General features: G+C 71.3%; 19 protein-coding genes. 12 read left to right on the forward strand and 7 right to left on the reverse strand.

Features of this window, described 5'->3' with window-relative positions; all coding sequences use genetic code 11:
- The first annotated feature begins 129 nt into the window (after window positions 1-129).
- Window positions 130-1,261 (forward strand): peptide chain release factor 2 gene (gene prfB, locus N1F89_RS14095; RefSeq protein ID WP_290084809.1). Its coding sequence is split into 2 segments (ribosomal slippage): window positions 130-195 and window positions 197-1,261, totalling 1,131 coding nucleotides; the frame shifts between segments, so codons are not numbered across the junction.
- Window positions 1,262-1,390: 129 nt separating this feature from the next.
- Here prfB and N1F89_RS14100 read toward each other — a convergent pair.
- Both N1F89_RS14100 and N1F89_RS14105 read right to left on the reverse strand, forming a co-directional pair.
- Window positions 1,391-2,677 carry a peptidoglycan DD-metalloendopeptidase family protein gene (locus N1F89_RS14100; protein WP_290084810.1) on the reverse strand — a complete coding sequence of 429 codons (1,287 nt, stop codon included), beginning with the start codon at window positions 2,675-2,677 and terminating at the stop codon, window positions 1,391-1,393.
- A gap of 137 nt (window positions 2,678-2,814) precedes the next feature.
- A complete protein-coding gene (locus tag N1F89_RS14105) occupies window positions 2,815-3,282 on the reverse strand; it encodes a peroxiredoxin (protein WP_290084811.1) in 468 nt (155 codons plus the stop codon).
- A gap of 95 nt (window positions 3,283-3,377) precedes the next feature.
- On the opposite strand from N1F89_RS14105, the gene N1F89_RS14110 reads away from it, so the two are divergent.
- A complete protein-coding gene (locus tag N1F89_RS14110; RefSeq protein ID WP_290084812.1) occupies window positions 3,378-6,731 on the forward strand; it encodes a DUF3971 domain-containing protein in 3,354 nt (1,117 codons plus the stop codon).
- 13 nt (window positions 6,732-6,744) lie between these two features.
- Here the strand turns inward: N1F89_RS14110 and tyrS are convergent, their stop codons facing one another.
- Window positions 6,745-7,998, reverse strand: coding sequence for a tyrosine--tRNA ligase (gene tyrS, locus N1F89_RS14115; RefSeq protein ID WP_290084813.1), 1,254 nt, complete (start codon window positions 7,996-7,998; stop codon window positions 6,745-6,747).
- A gap of 114 nt (window positions 7,999-8,112) precedes the next feature.
- On the opposite strand from tyrS, the gene N1F89_RS14120 reads away from it, so the two are divergent.
- Window positions 8,113-9,231 carry an anhydro-N-acetylmuramic acid kinase gene (locus N1F89_RS14120; RefSeq protein ID WP_290084815.1) on the forward strand — a complete coding sequence of 373 codons (1,119 nt, stop codon included), beginning with the start codon at window positions 8,113-8,115 and terminating at the stop codon, window positions 9,229-9,231.
- Window positions 9,232-9,313: 82 nt separating this feature from the next.
- Here the strand turns inward: N1F89_RS14120 and N1F89_RS14125 are convergent, their stop codons facing one another.
- On the reverse strand, window positions 9,314-9,988 hold the full coding sequence (locus N1F89_RS14125; RefSeq protein WP_290084816.1) for an alpha/beta hydrolase: 675 nt from the start codon (window positions 9,986-9,988) through the stop codon (window positions 9,314-9,316).
- Window positions 9,989-10,217: 229 nt separating this feature from the next.
- Here N1F89_RS14125 and N1F89_RS14130 point away from each other — a divergent pair, with 229 nt between their 5' ends.
- The 7 genes from N1F89_RS14130 to sufA all read left to right on the forward strand — a co-directional run bounded on the left by N1F89_RS14130 (window position 10,218) and on the right by sufA (window position 17,397).
- Entirely contained in the window at window positions 10,218-11,381 is a 1,164-nt protein-coding gene (locus N1F89_RS14130) for an aminotransferase class V-fold PLP-dependent enzyme (protein ID WP_290084817.1), read from the forward strand.
- Between the two features lie 155 nt (window positions 11,382-11,536).
- Window positions 11,537-13,078 (forward strand): Fe-S cluster assembly protein SufB, encoded by a 1,542-nt coding sequence (gene sufB / locus N1F89_RS14135; RefSeq protein WP_290084818.1) that lies wholly within the window; start codon window positions 11,537-11,539, stop codon window positions 13,076-13,078.
- A 167-nt stretch (window positions 13,079-13,245) separates the two neighbouring features.
- The gene (gene sufC / locus N1F89_RS14140; RefSeq protein WP_290084819.1) at window positions 13,246-14,001 is read left to right on the forward strand and encodes a Fe-S cluster assembly ATPase SufC; all 756 of its coding nucleotides are present in this window, start codon (window positions 13,246-13,248) and stop codon (window positions 13,999-14,001) included.
- A gap of 9 nt (window positions 14,002-14,010) precedes the next feature.
- The gene (gene sufD, locus N1F89_RS14145) at window positions 14,011-15,276 is read left to right on the forward strand and encodes a Fe-S cluster assembly protein SufD (RefSeq protein ID WP_290084820.1); all 1,266 of its coding nucleotides are present in this window, start codon (window positions 14,011-14,013) and stop codon (window positions 15,274-15,276) included.
- 31 nt (window positions 15,277-15,307) lie between these two features.
- Window positions 15,308-16,549, forward strand: coding sequence for a cysteine desulfurase (locus N1F89_RS14150; protein WP_290084821.1), 1,242 nt, complete (start codon window positions 15,308-15,310; stop codon window positions 16,547-16,549).
- A gap of 4 nt (window positions 16,550-16,553) precedes the next feature.
- The gene (locus N1F89_RS14155) at window positions 16,554-16,943 is read left to right on the forward strand and encodes an SUF system Fe-S cluster assembly protein (protein WP_290084822.1); all 390 of its coding nucleotides are present in this window, start codon (window positions 16,554-16,556) and stop codon (window positions 16,941-16,943) included.
- A gap of 70 nt (window positions 16,944-17,013) precedes the next feature.
- Window positions 17,014-17,397, forward strand: coding sequence for a Fe-S cluster assembly scaffold SufA (sufA, locus tag N1F89_RS14160; RefSeq protein ID WP_290084823.1), 384 nt, complete (start codon window positions 17,014-17,016; stop codon window positions 17,395-17,397).
- Between the two features lie 105 nt (window positions 17,398-17,502).
- Here the strand turns inward: sufA and N1F89_RS14165 are convergent, their stop codons facing one another.
- Window positions 17,503-17,997: a GFA family protein gene (locus tag N1F89_RS14165; protein ID WP_290084824.1), complete on the reverse strand. Its 495-nt coding sequence runs from the start codon at window positions 17,995-17,997 to the stop codon at window positions 17,503-17,505.
- Window positions 17,998-18,036: 39 nt separating this feature from the next.
- On the opposite strand from N1F89_RS14165, the gene N1F89_RS14170 reads away from it, so the two are divergent.
- Complete coding sequence (locus N1F89_RS14170) at window positions 18,037-18,360, forward strand: TfoX/Sxy family protein (RefSeq protein WP_290084825.1); 324 nt, start codon at window positions 18,037-18,039, stop codon at window positions 18,358-18,360.
- A gap of 53 nt (window positions 18,361-18,413) precedes the next feature.
- Here N1F89_RS14170 and N1F89_RS14175 read toward each other — a convergent pair whose 3' ends face one another.
- Entirely contained in the window at window positions 18,414-19,970 is a 1,557-nt protein-coding gene (locus N1F89_RS14175; RefSeq protein WP_290084826.1) for a DEAD/DEAH box helicase, read from the reverse strand.
- Window positions 19,971-20,400: 430 nt separating this feature from the next.
- Between N1F89_RS14175 and N1F89_RS14180 the strand changes: the two genes are divergently transcribed.
- The gene (locus tag N1F89_RS14180) at window positions 20,401-21,201 is read left to right on the forward strand and encodes an outer membrane protein (RefSeq protein WP_290084828.1); all 801 of its coding nucleotides are present in this window, start codon (window positions 20,401-20,403) and stop codon (window positions 21,199-21,201) included.
- A 196-nt stretch (window positions 21,202-21,397) separates the two neighbouring features.
- On the opposite strand, the gene N1F89_RS14185 is transcribed toward N1F89_RS14180, so the two are convergent.
- Window positions 21,398-22,171: an NAD kinase gene (locus N1F89_RS14185; RefSeq protein WP_290084830.1), complete on the reverse strand. Its 774-nt coding sequence runs from the start codon at window positions 22,169-22,171 to the stop codon at window positions 21,398-21,400.
- Window positions 22,172-22,332 lie beyond the last annotated feature (161 nt).

Raw genomic sequence — 22,332 nt, forward strand, 5'->3', positions numbered from 1 at the left:
CTCTACTGAGGCCGCCGCCCGGCGCAGGCCGGCACAGCGGCGCCCGCGCTTTACAGCCGCGGGCGCGCTGCCTATGGTCCGCGCCGCAACCGATCCCCGCACTCCAGCAAGCAAGGACCGACCGTCTCCATGCGCGCCGATACGCAGAACCTCGTCGACGAAATCAAGCAGGCCATAAGCCTGCTGAGGAGGCATCTTTGACTGGGATCAGGCGGTCAAGCGGCTGGAGTATCTGAACGTCCGGGCCGAGGACGCCGAGCTGTGGAACGATCCGCAGGAGGCGCAGAAGCTGATGCGCGAGCGCCAGTCGCTCGACGACACGACCACCGCGATTCGCGGCCTCGAGCGGGCGCTCGACGACAACGTCGCGCTGATCGAGCTCGGCGAGGAGGAGGGCGACGACGCTGTGGTCGAGGAGGCCGTGCAGGCCATCCGCGCGCTCAAGGGCGAGATCGCCGCGCGCCAGATCGAGACGCTCCTGTCGGGCGAGGCCGACGCCAACGACACCTATCTCGAGGTGCATGCCGGGGCCGGCGGCACGGAGAGCCAGGACTGGGCGCAGATGCTGCTGCGCATGTACACGCGCTGGGCCGAGCGGCGCGGCATGAAGGTCGAGGTGCTCGAGGTGCACGAGGGCGAGGAGGCCGGCATCAAGTCGGCGACCCTGCTCGTCAAGGGTCACAACGCCTATGGCTGGCTGAAGACCGAATCGGGCGTGCACCGGCTGGTGCGCATCTCGCCCTATGACAGCAACGCCCGGCGCCACACCTCCTTCGCCAGCGTCTGGGTCTATCCGGTGATCGACGAGAACATCGAGATCGCGGTCGCCGAATCCGACGTGCGCGTCGACACCTACCGCGCCTCGGGCGCCGGCGGCCAGCACGTCAACACCACCGATTCGGCGGTGCGCATCACGCACGTGCCGACCGGCATCGTGGTGCAGTGCCAGAGCGAGCGCTCGCAGCACAAGAACCGCGCCACCGCGTGGGACATGCTGCGCTCGCGGCTCTACGAGGAGGAATTGAAAAAGCGCGAGGAGGCGGCGAGCGCCTCGGAGGCGGCGAAGTCCGACATCGGCTGGGGCCACCAGATCCGCTCCTACGTGCTGCAGCCCTACCAGCTCGTGAAGGACCTGCGCACGGGGGTCGAGAACACCAACCCGCAGGACGTGCTCGACGGCGGCCTCGACGCCTTCATGGAGGCGGCGCTGTCGCAGCGCATCGACGGCGCGGCCGGCGCGGCGGTCGAGGACATCGACTGACCGCGGGCGACGCGGGAGCCGGGTCGTCGTCTGCCGTTCTGCGTTTCACGGAATCGCAGATCGGCTCCAACTTGTTGTCTTGATGCGTTTTCAGACGGCGAGCCGGTTTCCGCTTCGCCTGGGACCGCGCTAGATCAGCCCGGCGATCTTGCGCCCGGCGCGGATGTAGGGGGCGGGGTCGACGGCCTCGCCGGAGCGGCGCACCTCGTAGTGCAGGTGCGGGCCGGTCGAGCGGCCGCTGCTGCCCACCTTGCCGATCACGGTGCCGGGGCCGACCTCCTGGCCTTTCCTGACGGTGATCTTGCTCATGTGCGCGTAGCGCGTGGTCAGGCCGTCGGCATGGCGGATCTCGACCATGCGGCCGTAGCCGCCGTTCCAGCCCGCCGTCACCACCGTGCCGGCGCCGGCCGCCCGCACCGGGTGGCCCGTCGCGGCGCGGAAGTCGAGCCCGGAGTGATGGGCCGGCGTGCCGATCAGCGGGTCGCGCCGCACGCCGAACCGGCTGGTCAGCGCCGCGCCGGGCACCGGATGGGCGATCGGCAGCCGGCGCGCCTCGCTCTTCAGCGTTTCCAGCCGCGCCAGCGTCTCGTCGAGCTCCTGCACGCGGCTTTCGAACGGCAGGTCGCGGCCGAGCGCCAGCAGCGGCCCGCCGCGGCCGGTGCCGTCCTTCGCCTCGATCTCGACGCTGAGGCCGGCCTGCTCCAGCGCGCCGGCGATCGTGTCGGCGGCGGTGTCGGCGTTCTGCGACAGCGTCTCGATGCGCGCGAGCTGCTCGCTCTCGATCGACGACAGCGAGCGGTTGATGGCGACGAACAGCCGGTCGGCCTCGTCGGCGGCGGAGGGCGCGTGGCCGCTGCGCAGCGGCCAGGGCACCGAGGCCTGCGCCGTCGCCGCGTAGGCCGACAGCGCGGCCGGCGGCGTGCCGGCGCGCGGGCTTGCGGTGGGCTCCGCCGCCTCGGCGGCCGCGGCGTCGGCGCGGATCTGGGGCCGCGGGGTGGGCACCGGCGGCGTCTCGCCGCGCACGCGCTCCAGGACCGGGGCGAGCCGGCCCTGGCGGCGGGCGAGCTGCGCCTGGCGCTCCATCAGCTCGCCGACGCGCTCCTCCATCAGCCGCTGGTCGAGAAGCTGGCGGCTGGTGATGCGGTCGACCTGGGCGCGCAGCGCGGCGATGCGGTCCTCGTAGGCCTGGTGGGTGCGCGCCTGGTGCGCGCTCGCCGCGCCGATCAGGTCGTCGCGCAGCACCAGATAGGAGGTGGCGCCGAGATAGCCGATGGCGATGGCGCATAGCGCCGAGCCGACGAGCGCGGCCAGCCACGGCCGCACGGTGAAATGGCGGATGTGGTCGCCGCGCGCGATGATGACCGTGTGCGGTTCCTTGCGCTTGCCGAAGACGGGTGACCGGCGGACTTCGTTCACGGGGCCGAGCTTCCTGTCAGGAGATGGTTCGGCCGCGATTACACATTCTTAGGGTTAACAAAGCTTTGCGCCGGCGCGCGGCGCCGGCGTCTCGTCCGTCGGGTCGCTGGGGCCGGGCAGGCGGGCCCGGCGGCCGGTCAGAGCGCGGCCAGCGCCTCGAGCACCGCCTCGGCGTGGCCCGGCACCTTCACCTTGCGCCACACCTCGCGCACCGTGCCGTCGCCGTCGAGCAAAAAGGTGGAGCGCTCGACGCCCATGTACTTGCGCCCGTACATGCTCTTTTCCACCCACACGCCGTAGGCCTCGAGCGTCTGCTTGTCGGGGTCGGAGACGAGATCGACGGTCAGCCCGTGCTTCGCCTTAAATTTGTCATGGCTTTTTGCACTGTCGGGCGACATGCCGACGAGGACGGCGCCATGGCGGTCGAACTCGGGCTTCAATTCGGAAAAGGCGACGGCCTCCGCCGTGCAGCCGCTGGTGTCGTCCTTCGGATAGAAGAACAGAACCACCGGCTTGCCGCGAAGCTCGGAGAGTTTCAGAACGCCGCCGCCGTCACGCGGCAGTTCGAAGTCCGGCGCTTCGCTTCCTTTTTCGGGGCCCGCCATGTCCGTATCCTCGTTTCCGGTTACGCGTCAGGAGCGACAGATATAATGGCGCCGCAGGATTCGTCCATGGTCGAGCGGAGGTGACGGGAGCCCGCGTGGACCGCAACGCGCCAGAAAACGGCGAGGCACGCGCCGAGACCCCGGCCGCCGGCGCCGCCCCGCAGCGCGCCCGGCGCGGCGCCGTGCGGCGGATTGCCGCCGCGGCGGGCGTCACGCTTGGCGCCGCCGTCGCCTTCGTCGTGCTGTTCGTCGGCGCCGTGCAGATCGCCGCCTGGTCGGGCTGGGGCGCGGATCGGCTGAGCACGGCCGCGCAGCGCACCATCAGCGACCTCAACGACCGCCCCGTCGACACGCGCATCGGCACCACCCGGCTGTCGCTCGACGGCTGGCGGCCGGCGATCGAGCTGCGCGACGTGCGCGTGGTCGACCGCGAGAGCGGCCGCATGCTGCTCGAGGCCGGCCGCATCGGCTTCGGCCTCAATCCGCGGCCGCTGCTGTCCGGCCGCATCGAGCTCGACAGCGCCAGCGTCAGCGGCGCGCGCTTCGACGCCGGCGCGCTCGGCCGTCGCGAGGGGCCGGGGCTCGGCGACCGGCTGGAGAACGCCAACGGCGCGATCGACGCCGGCCGCGCCGTGCAGGCGATCTACGGCGCGCTGCATTCGGCCTTCGGGCTGCTGGAAAGCGGCCGCACGCGGCGCATCGCGCTTTCCGACGTGGCGCTGACGACCGGCGCCTTCGATGCCGGCGCGCTGCACCTCGCCCGCCTCACCGTCACCCAGCCGGCGCGCGGCACCGTCGCCTTCGCCGGCGAGGCGGCGGCCGGCGAGCGGCGCATCGCGCTCGAAGGCACGGCCGAGCGGCCGGCTGGCAGCGACGCGATCGGCGCGGTGACGGCGCGTCTGGAGATCCCGCAGCCGCAAGAGGGCCCGGCCTCCTGGCACGGCGCGCTGGTGCTCGCCGTCACCGGACAGCAGGTCGACGGACCGGGCAGCGGCCGGCTGACGGCCGAGCTGTCGCTCGACGACGCCGAGCTGCGGCTCGGGCCCGAGGACACGCTGGCCGGCGACGCGCGGCTGCGGCTGGTGGCCAAGGAGAGCGCGCCGATCGTGCTTATCGAGCGCGGCCGGTTCGAGACGGGCCGCTCGCTGTTCGACCTGCGCGGCGCGGTCGGCCCGCTGCCGGGACAGCAGGCCGACGAGCCGCCGCGCTACGGCTTCGAGGTGGTCAGCGCCCGCTCGGTCGTCGCGCCGCTCGATTCGCCCGAGCCGGCGCTGCCGATCCGGCTCAGGCTGGTCGGCACCTACGACCCGGGCGCCGGCCGGCTCGCCGCCGACGTGATCGACGTGCGCACCAGCGCCGGCGGCCTGCGCGCCAGCGCGGCGCTCACCTTCCGCGAGGGGGTGACGCCCGGCCTGTCGCTGGCGCTCTCGCTCGAGGCGCTGCCCGTCGGCCACACCAAGCAGCTCTGGCCGTGGTTCGCCGCCTCCGGCGCGCGCGCCTGGGTGCTCGACAACGTGTTCGGCGGCCGCGTCGTCGACAGCAGCCTCAGGCTGCGGGTGCCGCCCGGCCGGCTCGGCAACGGCGAGCCGCTCGATGCGCGCGAGGTGAGCGGCCGCTTCGCGGTCGAGAGCACGCGCTTCGACGTCGCCGGCCGCATCCCGCCGGTGCGCGACGGCGGCGGCGTCGTCGCCTTCCAGGGCACCGACGTCGACATCGCGCTGTCGTCCGGCACCGTCTTCATGCCGAGCGGGCGCACCGTGGAGACGGCGAACGGCACCTTCGTCATCGACCAGGCGCACCTGACGCCGCTCGTCGGCCGGCTCGACATCGACGTCGAGGGCATGGCGCCGGCGATCGTCGAGCTCGCCTCATACGATCCGATCAACGCCTCGCGCTTCATCGACCTCGCCGCCGAGGACGTCAGCGGCCAGGTCGAGGGCCGCGTCTTCGCCGAGATTCCGCTGAGCGAGGACGCCCGCGACGCCGATCTCGACTGGCGGGTGGCGCTCGACTACAGCGACCTGGCGCTGGCCGAGCCGTTCGAGGGCCAGATGGTGACGGAGGCGGCCGGCACGCTTGTCGTCGGGCCGGAGCGGGCCGAGATCGAGGCGACCGCGCGGCTGAGCGGCGCGCGGGCGCGGCTCGAGATCGTCGAGCCGCTCGCCGCGGCGGACGGCGCCGCGGCGGCGGAGCGCCGGCGCATCGTCGAGATCGACCTGGACGCCGAGGCGCGCGAGCGGCTGGTGCCGGGGCTGTCGACCATTCTCGGCGGCACGGCGCGCGTGCGGCTGGAGCGCATCGACGCCGGCCACGAGGCGGTCGAGGTGGCGCTCGCCGACGCCACCCTGTCGCTGCCCTGGGTCGGCTGGCGCAAGGGGGCGGGCGTGCCGGCGACGGCGCGCTTCGTGATGGAGACCGACGGCGCGCAGACGCAGCTCGAGGACTTCACCCTCGAGGGCGAGACCTTCTCGGCCGCCGGCAGCGTCACGCTCGACGCGGGCGCGTTGCAGAGCGCCCGCTTCGCCACGCTGCGGCTCAACCGCGGCGACGAGATGGCCGTCGCCATCCGGCGCGACGGCCGCGGCTACCGCATCGACGCCGACGGCCGCTCCTTCGACGTGCGCGCGCTGATCCGCTCGGTGCTCGACAGCGACGGGCAGGGCGGCGGCGGCGGCGAGGCGACGCCGATCACGCTCGAGGCCGAGCTCGGCCAGCTCGTCGGCTTCAACGGCGAGACGCTGTCGGGCGTGCGGGTGAGCTACCGCGACACCGGCGGCGGCGGCTCCGGCCTGTCGGTCTCGGCGGCGACGGGCGGCGGCGGCAGCGTGACGGCGAGCGATTCGACCGACGCGGCCGGCGCGCGCAGCCTGCGCATGCAGTCGACCGATGCCGGCAGCGTGCTGCGCTTCCTCGACCTCTACGAGCACATGGTGGGCGGCGCGATCAGCCTGCAGATGGCCGGCAGCGGGCGGATGAGCGGCCAGGTCGACGCGCGCGACTTCTGGATCGTCAACGAGCCGCGGCTGCGCTCGCTGGTGGCGGCGACGCCGCAGGGCGACAGCCGCGCGACGGGCCGCGACGGCCAGCCGCTCGACGCCTCGCGCGTGCGCTTCGACCGCGGCTTCGCCCAGGTGACGCGGGCCGACGGCTTTCTCGGGCTGGAGCGCGGCGTGCTGCGCGGGCCGCTGATGGGCACCACCTTCCAGGGCACGCTCTACGACCCGGCCGGCAACATGGCGATCACCGGCACCTTCATGCCGGCCTACGGCGTCAACCGCATCTTCGGCGAGCTGCCGCTGATCGGCGAGATCCTCGGCAACGGCCGCGACCGCGGGCTGATCGGCATCACCTACCGGCTGGCCGGGCGGGCCGGCGAGCCGCGGCTGCAGATCAACCCGATCTCGGCCATCGCGCCGGGCATCCTGCGGCAGATCTTCGAGTTTCGCTGAGGCAGCGCGCCGTTCAGGCGGGCCGCACCAGGACGTGCTTCTTCTTGCCGAGCGAGAGCTTGGCGACGCCGTCGCCGCCGATGTCGTCGAGCGTGACGAGGCGGCGCTCGTCGCGCACCGGCTGGTTGTTGAGGGCGACCGCGCCGCCCTTGACGTGGCGGCGCATCTCGCTGTTCGAGCCGGCCAGCCCGGCCGTCACGAACAGGCTGAGCACGCCGATGCCCGCGGCCAGCTCCGCCTTCGGCACGGCAACGGTCGGCAGCGTGTCGGCGAGCGCGCCTTCCTCGAAGGTCTTGCGCGCCGTCTCGGCCGCCGCTTCGGCCGCCGCGCGGCCGTGCAGCATCGCCGTCACCTCGGTCGCCAGCACCTTCTTGGCCTCGTTGATCTCGGCGCCGCCGAGCGCGGCCAGCCGGTGCACCTCGTCCATCGGCAGGGTGGTGTAGAGCTTGAGGAAGCGCGCCACGTCGGCGTCCTCGGTGTTGCGCCAGAACTGCCAGAAGTCGTAGCTCGACAGCATCTGCGCATCGAGCCACACGGCGCCCGACGCCGTCTTGCCCATCTTGGCGCCCGAGGCCGTCGCCAGCAGCGGCGAGGTCAGCGCGTAGAGCTGCGGCGTGCCCAGCCGGTGGCCGAGATCGATGCCGTTGACGATGTTGCCCCACTGGTCGGAGCCGCCCATCTGCAGCCGGCAGCCGTAGCGCCGGTTGAGCTCGACGAAGTCGTAGGCCTGCAGGATCATGTAGTTGAATTCGAGGAAGGACAGCGACTGCTCGCGGTCGAGCCGCAGACGCACCGAATCGAACGACAGCATGCGGTTGACGGAGAAGTGCCGGCCGACGTCGCGCAGGAAGGCGACGTAGTTGAGGTCGAGCAGCCAGTCGGCGTTGTTGACCATCAGCGCGTCGCTCGCGCCCTCGCCGAAGGTGAGATAGCGGCTGAAGGAGGCCTTCATGCCGGTCAGGTTCGCGTCGATGGCCTCGGCCGTCAGCAGCTTGCGCGCCTCGTCCTTGAACGACGGGTCGCCGATCATGCCCGTGCCGCCGCCCATCAGCGCGATCGGCCGGTGGCCGGTCTGCTGCAGCCAGTGCAGCATCATGATCTGGGTCAGGTGGCCGACATGCAGGCTGGCCGCGGTCGGATCGAAGCCGATATAGGCCGTCACCGTCTCGGCGCGAAACAGCGCGTCGAGCCCGGCGTCGTCGGAGGTCTGGTGAATGAAACCGCGCTCGTCCATCGTGCGCAGGAAGTCGGATCGAAAGCGTGCCATTGCGGTGGAATCCCGGAGACCGGCCCTGCGTCGGAAGCGACGGTGGCCAAGCGAACGCGCGGCCTTTAGCATCCGCGACAGTGGCGATACAAGAAGCGGGCGGCGGAAGGGGTCATGGAGACGATAGCGGCGATCGGCCTGATGAGCGGCACGTCGATGGACGGCATCGACGCGGCGATCCTGGCGAGCGACGGCCAGGGCCGGGTGACGCGCGGGCCGTCGATGTTCTTCGCCTACGACGCCGCCTTCCGGCGCCGGCTCGAGGCGGCGCTCGAGACGGCGCGCGCGATCGCCTGCCCGACGGAGCGGCCGGGCGAGCTGGCCGAGCTCGAGCGCGCGCTGACGCTGCGCCACGCCGAGGCGGTCGCCGCCTTCCGCCAGCAGGCGGCCGGCCGCTTCGAGCCGCCCTCGCTGATCGGCTTCCACGGCCAGACCGTGCTGCACCGGCCGGCCGCCGGCTTCACCGTGCAGCTCGGCGACGGCGCGCTGCTGGCGGCCGAGACCGGGCTGCCGGTCGTGCACGACATGCGCGCCAACGACATGGCGCATGGCGGGCAGGGCGCGCCGCTGGTGCCGGCCTATCACCGCGCGCTCGCCGGCCTGCTGCCCGCGCGCCACGCCGGCACCTGGCCGGTCGCCTTCGTCAACATCGGCGGCGTCGCCAACATCACCTGGCTCGGCGAGACCGGCGATCCGGTCGCCTTCGACACCGGGCCGGGCAACGCGCTGATCGACCAGTGGGTGGCGCGCCATGCCGGCGTGCCCTACGACGCGGCCGGCGCGATCGCCAGCGAGGGCGGCGTGGTGGCGCATGTGGTGGAGCGCTACATGGCCGCGCCGTTCTTCGAGCGGCCGGGGCCGAAGTCGCTCGACCGCAACGACTTCACGCTGGAGGCGGCGGACGGCCTGGAGCTGGCCGACGGCGCGCGCACGCTGGCCCGCGTGTCGGCGGCGGCGATCCATCGCGCGGCGGCGCATCTGCCGGAGCGGCCGCGGCTGTGGATCCTGTCGGGCGGCGGGCGCAAGAACCCGTTCATCGTCGAGGACCTGCGGGCGCTGGCCGGCCGCGACGCGGTGATCCAGGCCGAGGACGCCGGCCTCAGCGGCGACTTCATGGAGGCCGAGGCCTGGGCCTATCTGGCGGTGCGCGCCCTGCGCGGCCTGCCGCTCACCTGGCCGGGCACGACCGGCTGCCGCCAGCCGGTGACCGGCGGCATGCTGGCGACGCCCTGAGCCAACCGGTCGCGCGCGACGCCGGGCGCCGTCGCGCGGCTGCAACAGAGCTGTGCGGCCGGCCGGCCGTCGGACCGGCGCGTCAGCGCAGCCGCTTCGGCCGCGCCTCGGCGAGCTCGCCGTTGAGGCGCCGGTCGAGATAGTCGGCGCATTCCTCGACCAGCGTGTCGATCGTGTCGCCGTAGAAGTGGTTGGCGCCGGGCAGCGTCTTCTGGGTGATGGTGATGCCCTTCTGCGACTGCAGCTTGTCGACCAGACCCTGCACGTCCTTGGCCGGCGCCACCTTGTCGGCGTCGCCGTGGATGATCAGGCCCGAGGAGGGGCAGGGCGCCAGGAACGAGAAATCGTAGATGTTGGGCTGCGGCGAGATCGAGATGAAGCCCTCGATCTCCGGCCGGCGCATGAGAAGCTGCATGCCGATCCAGGCGCCGAAGGAATAGCCGGCGACCCAGCAGCTCTTGGAATCGGGATGCAGCGACTGCACCCAGTCGAGCGCGGCGGCGGCGTCGGAGAGCTCGCCCGTGCCGTGGTCGAAGGCGCCCTGGCTGCGGCCGATGCCGCGGAAATTGAAGCGCAGCACCGTGAAGCCGCGCTTCTGGAACATGTAGAACAGATCGTAGACGATCTTGTTGTTCATCGTGCCGCCGAACTGCGGGTGCGGATGCAGGATCAGCGCGATCGGCGCGCTCTTCTCCTTCGACGGCTGGTAGCGGCCTTCGAGACGGCCGGCGGGGCCGGTGAAAATGACCTCGGGCATGAAAACTCCACGACGGTGCGCCCGGTGGCAGCAGGCGTGCGCGGCACCTCCGACTGCCCTTGACGCGACGCCACTGCCTCCATAGAACCTAGTTTAGAACCGTTCAAAACTGCGGAACGCATGCCCCGCAATCGGCAGACGGCGTAGATAGGACGGCTGACCTTGCATGTTCAAGGAAATAAAGCGGCCGCAGCCGAGCGCCTGCCGCCGCCGCAAACGCAGGACGCCGATGGCTGAGGCGCGCACCTATCTCGACCACAACGCGACGGCGCCGCTCGAGCCGGCGGCGAAGGCCGCCATGCTGGCCGCGCTGGAGGCCGGCGGCAACGCCTCCTCGGTGCACGGCGCGGGGCGGGCGGCGCGGGCGGCGGTCGAGGCGGCGCGCCGGCAGGTGGCCGCCCTCGTCGGGGCCGCGGCGCAGAACGTCGTCTTCACCTCCGGCGCCAGCGAGGCGGCTTCGACCCTGCTGACGCCGGACTGGACGGTGGGGCGCGGCGCGCTCGTCGCGGCGCATCTCTATGTCGCGGCGGCCGACCATCCCTGTCTGCTCGGCGGCGGCCGTTTCGCGCCGGAGCGGGTGACGCGGATCGGCGTCGATTCGCACGGCGTGGTCGACCTGGCCGCGCTCGAGGCCGCGCTCGCCCGCCACGACCGGGCGGCCGGCGTGCCGCTGGTCGCCATGCACGCGGCCAACAACGAGACCGGCGTCATCCAGCCGATGGCCGAGATCGGCCGCCTGGCGAAGGCGGCGGGCGGGCTCACCGTGTTCGACGCGGTGCAGGCGGCGGGCCGGATTCCGCTCGACATCTCTGAGGGTTATGCGGACTTCCTCATTCTGTCGTCGCACAAGATCGGTGGGCCGATGGGCGCCGGCGCCATCGTCGCTGCCTCCGACCTGACGCGGCCGCGGCCGCTGGTCGCCGGCGGCGGCCAGGAGCGCGGCCAGCGCGGCGGCACGGAGAACGTGCCGGCGATCGCCGGCTTCGGCGCCGCGGCCGAGCGGGCGGCGGCCGGTCTGGCCGAGATGCCGCGCGTGGCGGCGCTGCGCGACCGCTTCGAGGCGGCGGTCGCCGCGCTGGCGCCCGACGCCGTGTTCTACGGCCGCGCCGCGCCGCGGCTCGCCAACACCAGCTTCTTCGCCATTCCCGGGCTGAAGGCCGAGACGGCGCAGATCGCCTTCGATCTCGCCGGCGTGGCGCTGTCGGCCGGCTCGGCCTGCTCGTCGGGCAAGGTGGGGCCGAGCCACGTGCTGGCGGCGATGGGCGAGGGCGACCAGGCGGGCGCGCTGCGCGTCTCGCTCGGGCGGGCCAGTGGCGAGGACGATCTGGCGGCCTTCCGCGCCGCGCTCGACGGCATCGTGGCGCGCCGCAGGCGCCGCGCCGCGGCGGCCTGAGGGAGGGTTCCGGAAAAGTGGAGGAAAACAGGCAAAATTTCACCGCGCGCCGGTGAATCCGCGCTTCGGGCGCACTAGATAGGGCGTACGCTGTCAAGCGGCGCTGTGGTTTGAAAACTGCCGGGCCTTGACCCCGGCCAGGATGGAGAACGCTGATGCCTGCTGTGCAGGAGACCATCGAGCAGGTCCGCAAGATCGACGTGGACCAGTACAAATACGGTTTCGAGACCCTCATCGAATCCGACAAGGCCCCCAAGGGCCTCGACGAGGACACCATCCGCTTCATCTCGGCCAAGAAGGGCGAGCCGGAGTGGATGACCGAGTGGCGGCTCGGCGCCTACCGGCGCTGGCTGACGATGACCGAGCCGAGCTGGGCGCGCGTCAGCTATCCGAAGATCGACTTCCAGGACATCCACTACTACGCCGCGCCGAAGACGCAGGCGGGCCCGAGCTCGCTCGACGAGGTCGACCCGGAGCTGCTGCGCACCTACGAGAAGCTCGGCATCCCGCTCAAGGAGCAGGAGATCCTCGCCGGCGTGCGCAAGATGGGCGAGCCGAGCGCGCTCGACGGCGAGGCGGACGGCGACGGCGAGGCCGGCGACAACGTCTACCAGTCGGGCCGCGTGGCGGTCGACGCGGTGTTCGATTCGGTCTCGGTGGTCACCACCTTCAAGAAGGAGCTCGCCAAGGCGGGCGTCATCTTCTGCTCGATCTCGGAGGCGATCCGCGACCATCCCGAGCTGGTGCGCAAGTATCTCGGCTCGGTGGTGCCGGTCAGCGACAACTACTATGCGACGCTGAATTCGGCCGTGTTCACCGACGGCTCCTTCGTCTTCGTGCCGAAGGGCGTGCGCTGCCCGATGGAGCTGTCGACCTATTTCCGCATCAACGAGAAGAACACCGGCCAGTTCGAGCGCACGCTGATCATCGCCGAGGAGGGCGCCTACGTCTCCTATCTGGAGGGCTGCACGGCGCCGCAGCGCGACGAGAACCAGCTGCACGCGGCGGTGGTCGAGCTGATCGCCCTCGACGACGCGGAGATCAAGTACTCCACGGTGCAGAACTGGTACCCCGGCGACGCCGAGGGCAAGGGCGGCATCTACAACTTCGTCACCAAGCGCGGCGACTGCCGCGGCCGCAACTCGAAGATCTCCTGGACCCAGGTCGAGACCGGTTCGGCGATCACCTGGAAGTACCCGTCCTGCATCCTGCGCGGCGACAACTCGCGCGGCGAGTTCTACTCGATCGCCGTGTCGAACGGCCACCAGCAGATCGATTCGGGCACCAAGATGATCCATCTCGGCAAGAACACGTCGAGCCGCATCATCTCCAAGGGCATCTCGGCCGGCAAGTCGAACAACACCTATCGCGGCCAGGTGTCGGCGCACCGCAAGGCGGCCAACGCGCGCAACTTCACGCAGTGCGATTCGCTGCTGATCGGCAACGACTGCGGCGCCCACACGGTGCCCTACATCGAGGCCAAGAACGCCACCGCGCAGTTCGAGCACGAGGCCACCACCTCGAAGATCTCCGAGGACCAGCTGTTCTACGTCATGCAGCGCGGCATCCCGGAGGAGGAGGCGATCGCGCTGATCGTCAACGGCTTCGTCAAGGACGTCATCCAGGAGCTGCCGATGGAGTTCGCCGTCGAGGCGCAGAAGCTGATCGGCATCTCGCTCGAAGGCTCGGTGGGATAACGGACATCGCCGGCACGCGCCCCGCGTTTCCCGCTCGGCGGGAGGCGCGGCGCGGCAATGCCGGACAGGGCAACAGCGTCGCGGCATCGGGCCGGGGCCGGCAGAGCGACAACCGGCCGAACCCCGTGGACGCACCGCGGACGTGACGATCGAAACGGGAAACGAGAATGCTTGAGATCAAGAACCTGCACGCCCGCATCGCCGAGGACGGCACGGAGATCATCCGCGGGCTCAACCTGTCGGTGAAGGCCGGCGAGGTGGCCGCCATCATGGGGCCGAACGGCTCCGGCAAGTCGACGCTGTCCTACGTGCTGGCCGGCCGCGACGACTACGAGGTCACCGAGGGCGACATCCTGTTCAACGGCGAATCGGTGCTCGAGATGGACCCGGCCGAGCGCGCCGCGGCGGGCGTTTTCCTCGCCTTCCAGTATCCGCTCGAGATTCCGGGCGTGGCCACCATGGAGTTCCTCAAGGTGGCGCTCAACGCGCAGCGCAAGGCGCGCGGCGAGGAGCCGCTCAAGATCCCCGACCTGATGAAGCGCGTGCGCGCGGCGGCCGACGAGCTCGGCATGGACATGGCCATGCTCAAGCGGCCGCTCAATGTCGGCTTCTCCGGCGGCGAGAAGAAGCGCGCCGAGATCCTGCAGATGAAGCTGCTGGAGCCGAAGCTGTGCGTGCTCGACGAGACCGATTCCGGCCTCGACATCGACGCGCTGAAGATCGTCGCCGACGGCGTCAACGCGCTGCGCTCGCCCGACCGGGCGATGGTCGTCATCACCCACTACCAGCGGCTCTTGCAGTACATCGTGCCGGATTCGGTGCACGTGCTCTATCGCGGCCAGGTGGTGAAGTCGGGCGACAAGGACCTCGCGCTGCAGCTCGAGGAAAAGGGTTACGCCGACCTCGTCGGCGAGGCGGCATAGGTGGCGGCGATGAACGTGCAGACACAGCCCCAGCGCACCGCCGCCGAGAGCGCGCTCGTCCAGGCCTTCGCCGACCGCGTGTCGGAGCTGCCGGGCAGCGCCGCGGTGACGGTCAGGCGTGACGCGGCGGTCGAGACGTTGAAGGCCGGCCTGCCGACGCGCAAGGTCGAGGCCTGGCACTACACCGACCTCAGGCGGCTCCTGGCCAGCGTGCCGGAGTTCGCGGCGGAGAACGCGGCCGAGGCCGTGACGCCGCTGCTCGACGGCGCGGCGGTGCTGCCGCTGCTCGGCGGCGTGGCCGGCGAGGCGGCCGCCATGCCCGAGGGCGCCAGCGTCGAGCCGCTGGCACCGCGGCTGACCGACGGCAGCTTCGACGCGCTTTTGACGGCCGAGCGCGGCGACACGGTGGGAACCATCAACTCCGCCTTCGTGTCCGACGGCTTCGTGGTGCGCATCGCCGAGGGCGCGGCGCTGGCGGCGCCGCTCGAGCTGCAGAACGTGCATGCCGGCGGCCAGGCGCACGGCCGCTTCGTGGTCGAGGCGGGTGCCGGCGCGCGGGCGACCGTCATCGAGCGGCAGACCGGCGGCGGCGAGGCGCTCGTCTCCTCGGTCAGCCATCTCGAGCTCGGCGAGGGCGCCGACGTCACCTGGCTCGTCGTGCAGGAGCAGCCCGAAGACGCCACCCATCTGGCGCAGTTCCGCGCCACCCTGGCGCGCGACGCTCGGCTGACGCTGTTCGTGATGAACGCCGGCGGCCGGCTGGTGCGCCAGGAGGTGCTGGTGACGGCGGCCGGCGAGGGCAGCGAGTTCCGGCTGCGCGGCGTCAACCTGCTGGCGGGCGAGACGCATTGCGACGTCACCATGGTGCTCGACCACGACGCGCCCTCGACGGTGTCGACCGAGACGCTGCGCAACGTGGTCACTGGCCGCGCCCGCGGCGTCTTCCAGGGCCAGATCCGGGTCGACCGCGAGGCGCAGAAGACCGACGCCAAGATGGCCTGCAACACGCTGCTGCTGTCGGACGACGGCGAGTTCTCGGCCAAGCCGGAGCTCGAGATCTTCGCCGACGACGTAGCCTGCGGGCACGGCGCCACGGTCACCGAGATCGACCGCAACCATCTGTTCTACCTGATGGCGCGCGGCATCGACGAGAAGACGGCGCGCGGCCTCCTGGTCAAGGCGTTCCTGGCCGAGGTGATCGAGGAGCTGGACGACGAGCCGGTGGTCGAGGCGCTCGAGGCCAAGCTCGACGCCTGGTTCGCCACACACGGCTGAGGCCGCCGCGAGAGGACGGAGGACACCGACGATGGACCAGACCGTCGCCAACGCACCCTACGACGTCGAGGCCGTGCGCCGCGACTTCCCCATCCTGGCGCGCGAGGTCTACGGCAAGCCGCTCGTCTATCTCGACAACGGCGCCTCGGCGCAGAAGCCGCAGGCCGTCATCGACGCGGTGACGCGGGCCTATTCGCAGGAATACGCCAACGTGCACCGCGGCCTGCACTTCCTGTCCAATGCCGCGACGGAGGCCTATGAAGGCGCGCGCGAGAAGGTGCGCGCCTTCCTCAACGCCGAATCGACCGACGAGATCGTCTTCACCAAGTCGGCGACCGAGGCGATCAACACCGTCGCCTACGGCCACGCCATGCCGTCGATCGGCGAGGGCGACGAGATCGTGCTGTCGATGATGGAGCACCACTCCAACATCGTGCCGTGGCATTTTTTGCGCGAGCGCCAGGGCGCGAAGCTGGTCTGGGTGCCGGTCGACGACGACGGCGCCTTTCACATCGAGGCGTTCGAGAAGGCACTGAGCGCGCGCACGAAGCTGGTCGCCATCACCCACATGTCGAACGTGCTCGGCACCGTCACGCCGCTCGCCGAGATCGTGCGCATCGCCCATGCGCGCGGCATCCCGGTGCTGGTCGACGGCAGCCAGGCGGCGGTGCACATGCCGGTCGACGTGCGGGCGCTCGGCTGCGACTTCTACGTCTTCACCGGTCACAAGCTCTACGGCCCGTCGGGCATCGGCGTGCTCTACGGCCGGCGCGACCGGCTCGCCGCGATGCGGCCCTTCCAGGGCGGCGGCGAGATGATCGAGGACGTGTCCTTCGACGCCGTCACCTACAACGATCCGCCGCACCGCTTCGAGGCCGGCACGCCGCCGATCGTGCAGGCGATCGGGCTCGGCGCGGCGATCGACTATGTCGAGGCGCTCGGCCGGGAGGCGATCGCCGCGCACGAGGCCGACCTCGTGGCCTACGCGCACGAGCGGCTCGGCGCGATCAACGCACTGCGCATCTTCGGCAATGCGCCGGGCAAGGGCGCCATCGTGTCCTTCGAGCTGCAGGGCATCCACGCGCACGACGTGTCGATGGTGATCGACCGCTCGGGCGTGGCGGTGAGGGCCGGCACGCACTGCGCCCAGCCGCTGCTCGAACGCTTCGGCGTGACCTCGACCTGCCGTGCCTCCTTCGGCCTCTACAACACCAGGGGCGAGATCGACGCGCTCGCCGAAGCGCTCGACAAGGCGCGCAACTTCTTCGGGTGAAACGATGACCGACACCAGCGCGAACACGACAGCCACCCAGGCGGCCGCCGGCGACGGCCAGTCCGGCTCCGCCATCCCGCAGGACGAGCTGGCGCGGCTGACCGACGACATCATCGCCGCGCTCAAGACCGTCTACGATCCGGAGATCCCGGCCGACATCTACGAGCTCGGCCTGATCTATCGCATCGACATCGAGGACGACCGCGCGGTCAAGATCGACATGACGCTGACCGCGCCGGGCTGTCCGGTCGCCGGCGAGATGCCGGGCTGGGTGGAGAACGCGGTCGCCTCCGTCGAGGGCATCTCGGACGTCGAGGTCAACATGGTGTTCGATCCGCCCTGGACGCCCGACCGCATGTCGGAGGAGGCGCAGATCGCCGTCGGCTGGTACTGAGCCGGGCTTGCGTGCGGCGCGCCGGCGGCCCATCTTTCGGATTGAGGCCGCAACGCCAAGGGAGAAGACGATGGGCAGATTTGCCGTCATCAGCCTGACCGACGCCGCCGCGCGGCGCGTGCGCGAGATCATGGCGACGCGCGAGCAGGCGGCCGGAATCCGCGTCGGCATCCGCAAGGGCGGCTGCGCCGGCATGGAGTACACGGTCGACCTGGTCAACGCGCCGGACCCCAAAGACGACCACGTCGAGCGCGACGGGGCGCATGTCTACGTCGCGCCGGAGGCCGCGCTGTTCCTGCTCGGCACCGAGATGGACTTCGAGGAGACGAAGCTGCGCACCGGCTTCACCTTCAACAACCCGAACCAGACCTCGGCCTGCGGCTGCGGCGAATCGATCGAGCTCAAGCCGGCCGACCTGAAGGCGCTGGCCGAGGCGCGCGCCGGCCAGGCGTGAGCGGTTTCCCGCGACGCGCCGCGAGGCAGCGCGTCGCGACGACGAACCGGTGCCGACCGGCAGGGCGGTGAACGCCCGGGCGGCGCCACCCCGGCGCCTGGCCGCTCAATCCGCCCAGAGCCCGTGCCGGCGGTGCCACGCCGCGATCGACAGGCGCGGGTAGCCGTCATAGGCCTCGTCCTGCGGCCCGATTGCCGGCACCACCCACGACGCCTTGTCCTTGAGCATCAGATGCACCCGGTGCGGCGGCACCGGCAGCGGGCTGTCGATCGCCGAGGCGAACGGATGCACGAGCTCCGGCCAGTCGGGATCGTAAAGCCACAGGCCGGCGCCGCAGCGGCGGCAGAAGCGGCGCTCGCCGGTCGAGATCCGGCAGCCGCCGTCCTCCTCGATCGCCGCCCGGTAGAGACCGAGTTCGCTCTCCTCGCCTTCCAGCGCCAGCGTGCCGGCGAGGCCGGCCAGGTTGATCGCGTAGCCGCCGCCGCCCTGCTGCTTGCGGCAGATCGAGCAGTAGCAGAGCTGGTAGGGCACCGGCGTGTGGCTGGCGAGCGAGAACGCCAGCGCACCGCAGCGGCACGAACCCTTGAGCGTTTCGGGCATCGGTGGTTTCCTCTCGGCGCGTGTTGCGGGGAGCGAGCCATGACCGACGCCGACATCGCCGACCTCTTCCGCGGCCTCGGGCCGGTCACCGTGCGGCGCATGTTCGGCGGCAAGGGCATCTATCATCAAGGGGTGATCGTCGCCCTTGAGGTCGACGGCGAGGTGCTGCTCAAGGCCGACGCCGAGAGCGCGCCGGCGTTCCGCGCGGCGGGCAGCCGCCAGTGGGTCTATGCCGGAAAGCCCGGCCGCAGGGCGGCGGCGATGCCGTACTGGTCGATCCCCGACGCCGCGCTCGACGATCCCGACGCGATGGCGCAGTGGGCGCAGCGCGCCTTCGCGGCCGGCCTGCGGGCGCGCAGGTAGGGCTCCCGAAAGGCGACAGGCGCCGGCCCGCGTGGCGATGCCGGCTGCCGGCCCTACGCCTTGACCTTGATCTTCATGAAGTCGGGCATGTCGTCGCCGAAGCCGACCGGCGTGTCCTCGCCCTTGCCGCGGCGCCGCTCGGGCTTCGCCGGCTTCGGCCGGTCGCCCTGCGGCGGCTGCTCGGCCGGCGCGCGCTCGCCGGCGGCCTTGCCGTCCGCCCTGTCCTTGCGCGGCTTGCGCCGGGCCGGCTTTTCCGCCGCGGGCTGCTGCTGTGCCTCGTCCTCGGCGGCGGCCGCGACGGGTGCCGGCTCGTCCTTGGCCCTGCCGCCGCGGCGGGAGCGCTCGCCGTCGGAGGCCTTGCCGCGGCTGCGCGTGCGGCCTTCGCCGCCGGAGCGGCGGCCGCCGCGGCGCGGCGGCTCGGCGCCGTCGTCCTCCTCGCTCAGCGTCGACAGGTCGCCGTCGCGCCATTCGATCGACTGGCCGGTCAGCTTCTCGATGGCGTCGACATACTTGCCGTCGCCGCGCGTGACGAGCGTGAAGGCCTTGCCGGAGCGGCCGGCACGGCCGGTGCGGCCGATGCGGTGGACGTAGTCCTCCGAGTGCACGGGCACGTCGAAGTTGAAGATGTGGCTGACGGCCGGGATGTCGAGGCCGCGGGCCGCCACGTCGGAGGCGACCAGCAGGGTGACGGTGCCCTTGCGGAAGCTCTCCAGCGTCGCCATGCGGGCGCGCTGGTCCATGTCGCCGTGCAGCGCGCCGACATTGTACTCGTGGCGCAGCAGCGAGCGGTAGAGCAGGGCGACGTCGGCCTTGCGGTTGCAGAACACGATCGCGTTCTTCAGCTCGTCGCCTTCCCCGTCGATCAGCTCGCGCAGCTTGGCCCGCTTGGCCCACGGCTTGCCGCCGGTCTTGACCAGGCGCTGGGTGATGTTCTGCGCCGTCGACGCCGGCTTCGACACCTCCACGCGCACCGGCGCCTGCAGGAACTGCTGGGTGAGCTTGGTGATCTCCGGCGGCATGGTGGCCGAGAAGAACAGCGTCTGCCGGGTGAAGGGGATCAGCTTGCAGATGCGCTCGATGTCGGGGATGAAGCCCATGTCGAGCATGCGGTCGGCCTCGTCGATGACGAGGATGTCGACGCCGGTCAGAAGCAGCTTGCCGCGCTCGAAATGGTCGAGCAGCCGGCCGGGCGTGGCGATCAGCACGTCGGCGCCGCGCTCGAGCTTGCGCTCCTGGTCGTCGAACGACACGCCGCCGATCAACAGCGCGATGTTGAGCCGGTGGTTCTTGCCGTAGCGGACGAAGTTCTCCTCGACCTGCGCGGCGAGCTCGCGGGTCGGCTCGAGGATCAGCGTGCGCGGCATGCGCGCGCGCGCCCGGCCGCGCTCGAGCCGGGTGAGCATCGGCAGCACGAAGGAGGCGGTCTTGCCGGTGCCGGTCTGGGCGATGCCCAGCACGTCCTTGCCCTGCAGCGCGTGCGGGATGGCGCCGGCCTGGATCGGCGTCGGCGTGGTGTAGCCGGCGTCCTCGACGGCCGACAGCACCTTCGGCGACAGGCCGAGGTCAGCGAATGTTGCGGCGGGCGGCGCGGCTTTGTCTTCTGATGACACGGAGCGGATGATTCACACTTTTGACAGGGCGATAGCGCCCAAGGGCCTGGGGCCCTGCTTCAACAGCGCCAGCGGTTACGGCGCGACGGCGGCCTTGTCAACCGGCGGTGCGCTGGCGGACCGGCGACGGTCATGCCGCGCCTCGGCCTGCGCCTATGTGGGACGAACGGCGCCGCGAATCAAGGGAATTCGCCGTCCCGCCCGCGCGCAGGGCCGCAGACGCCGGCGCCGCCATGGCCTGCGGCAGCGCGCACGGAGGCCGGCCGGGGCGGTTCGGCCCGGTGGAAGGGGCGATTTCGTGGCATTCCTGCAACAGTATCCAGCAAGGTGAAGCCGCGGCGCCTGCTGTGCCATCATCGCCGTTGACTTTGGGCCAGGCCGGATGGACCGTGCATTCGGCGAGGGCACATCTTTTGATCCGGAGGATCCGATGAAGAAGAAGCTTGCAGCGGGGATCGTGCTGGCGTTCGCGGCGTCGCCGGCGCTGGCTGCCGACCCGATCGTGTATGATCCGCCGCCGGTCGCCGCGCCGGCCGTGGAGTTCGATTGGACCGGCGCCTATATCGGCGTCCAGGCCGGCTGGGCGTTCGGCGACATCGATTCGTCGCTCGCCGTGCCGGCGGGCTCCAACATCAACGCCACGGCGACCGGGCTGGCGCTGTTGCTCGGCAACAACGACTTCGACACCAACGGGTTCACCGGCGGCGTGCAGGCCGGCTTCAACTGGCAGCAGGGGTCGTTCGTGTTCGGTGTCGAGGGCGATGTGAACTACATCGACCTGAGCGAGACCAACGTGCGCACCGGCACCTTCGGCGGCGCCAACGGGCGGACGATCGACACGATCGACGCCGACATCCTGGCCACGCTGCGCGCCCGCCTCGGCGTGGCGCACCAGAACTGGATGTTCTACGGCACCGGCGGCATCGCCTTCAGCGACGCGGAATACAGTCGCGCGCTGGAGTGGAGCTTCGCCGACGGCTGCCCGCTCGGCACGACGGGTCTCAACCGCTGCCATGTCGGCAGCGACAAGTTCAACATCGGCTACACGGTCGGCGGCGGCGTCGAATACGCCTTCAACAACCGCTTCTCGATCAAGGCCGAGTATCTCTACACCGACTTCGGCAAGGCCGAGTTCACCACGCGCAATGTCGGCGTGGCGAACCAGCCGCTCAACCACAGCGCCCATTTCGACTTCCACACGGTGCGCCTCGGCGTCAACATGCGCTTCTGACGGACCGACCGTCTCGGGCTCGTTTTCGGCCTCCGGCAGCCGCCGGGGGCCGTCTTTTTGGCGTTTTCAGGCGAGGTGGAAACCGGTTCGCCGCTCGCAGGCGCATCGAGACGACAACTTGCAGCCGATCCGCGATTGCGTGAATGGCAGAGCGGCTCCAGCCGCGCCGCGGGGGCGCGGCCGCGCCGGCACGTCCTCAGTACTTGAACTGCTCCGACAGGATGCGCTCGTCCCACGAGTGGCTCGGATCGAACAGCACGGTCACCGTCTTGTCGCGCGCCTCGCGCACGGTGACCTCGACCACCGACTTCACCTCGGTGTGGTCGGCCACCGCGTTGACCGGCCGCTTGTCCGGCTCGAGAACGTCGAAGCGCACCGTCGCCTGGTTGGGCAGAAGCGCGCCGCGCCAGCGCCGTGGCCGGAACGGGCTCACCGGGGTGAGCGCCAGCAGCGGCGCGTCGAGCGGCAGGATCGGGCCGTGCGCCGACAGGTTGTAGGCGGTCGAGCCGGCCGGCGTGGCGACCATCACGCCGTCGCAGATCAGCTCCTCCAGCCGCACCTTGCCGTCGATGGCGATGCGGATCTTGGCCGCCTGGTAGGACTGGCGCAGCAGCGACACCTCGTTGATGGCGAGCGCCACCGAGCGGTGCCCGGCCGCGTCGGCGGCGTGCATCTCGAGCGGCCGCACGGTCTCCGGCGTCGCCGCGGCGATGCGCTCGCGCAGGCCGTCCTCCTGATACTCGTTCATCAGGAAGCCGATGGTGCCGCGGTTCATGCCGTAGATCTTCTTGCCCGTGCCCATCATCTCGCGCAGCGTCTGCAGCATGAAGCCGTCGCCGCCGAGCGCCACCACCACGTCGGCGTCCTCCGGCCGCTCCTGGCCGTAGAGCGCGGACAGCCGCTTGGCGGCCGCGCGCGCGTCGTCCCATTCGGCCGAGACGAAGGAAAGCGCGACCGGGGTCTCAGACATGGCGGGTGACCGTGCGGGGTTGGGCCGGCGGGGCAGGGGGCGCGAGCATCGGATCGAACGGTGGGCCGGCCTTCGGGCTGTTGCGATGCTCGTCTGCGGGCATGCCGCGGGCGCGCCAGGGCGATCTAGCACGCCGCCCGCGGCGCTGCAAAGTGCCTCGG

The organism is Aquibium sp. A9E412 (assembly GCF_030398335.1).
In the GTDB taxonomy this organism is placed as follows: Bacteria; Pseudomonadota; Alphaproteobacteria; order Rhizobiales; family Rhizobiaceae; genus A9E412.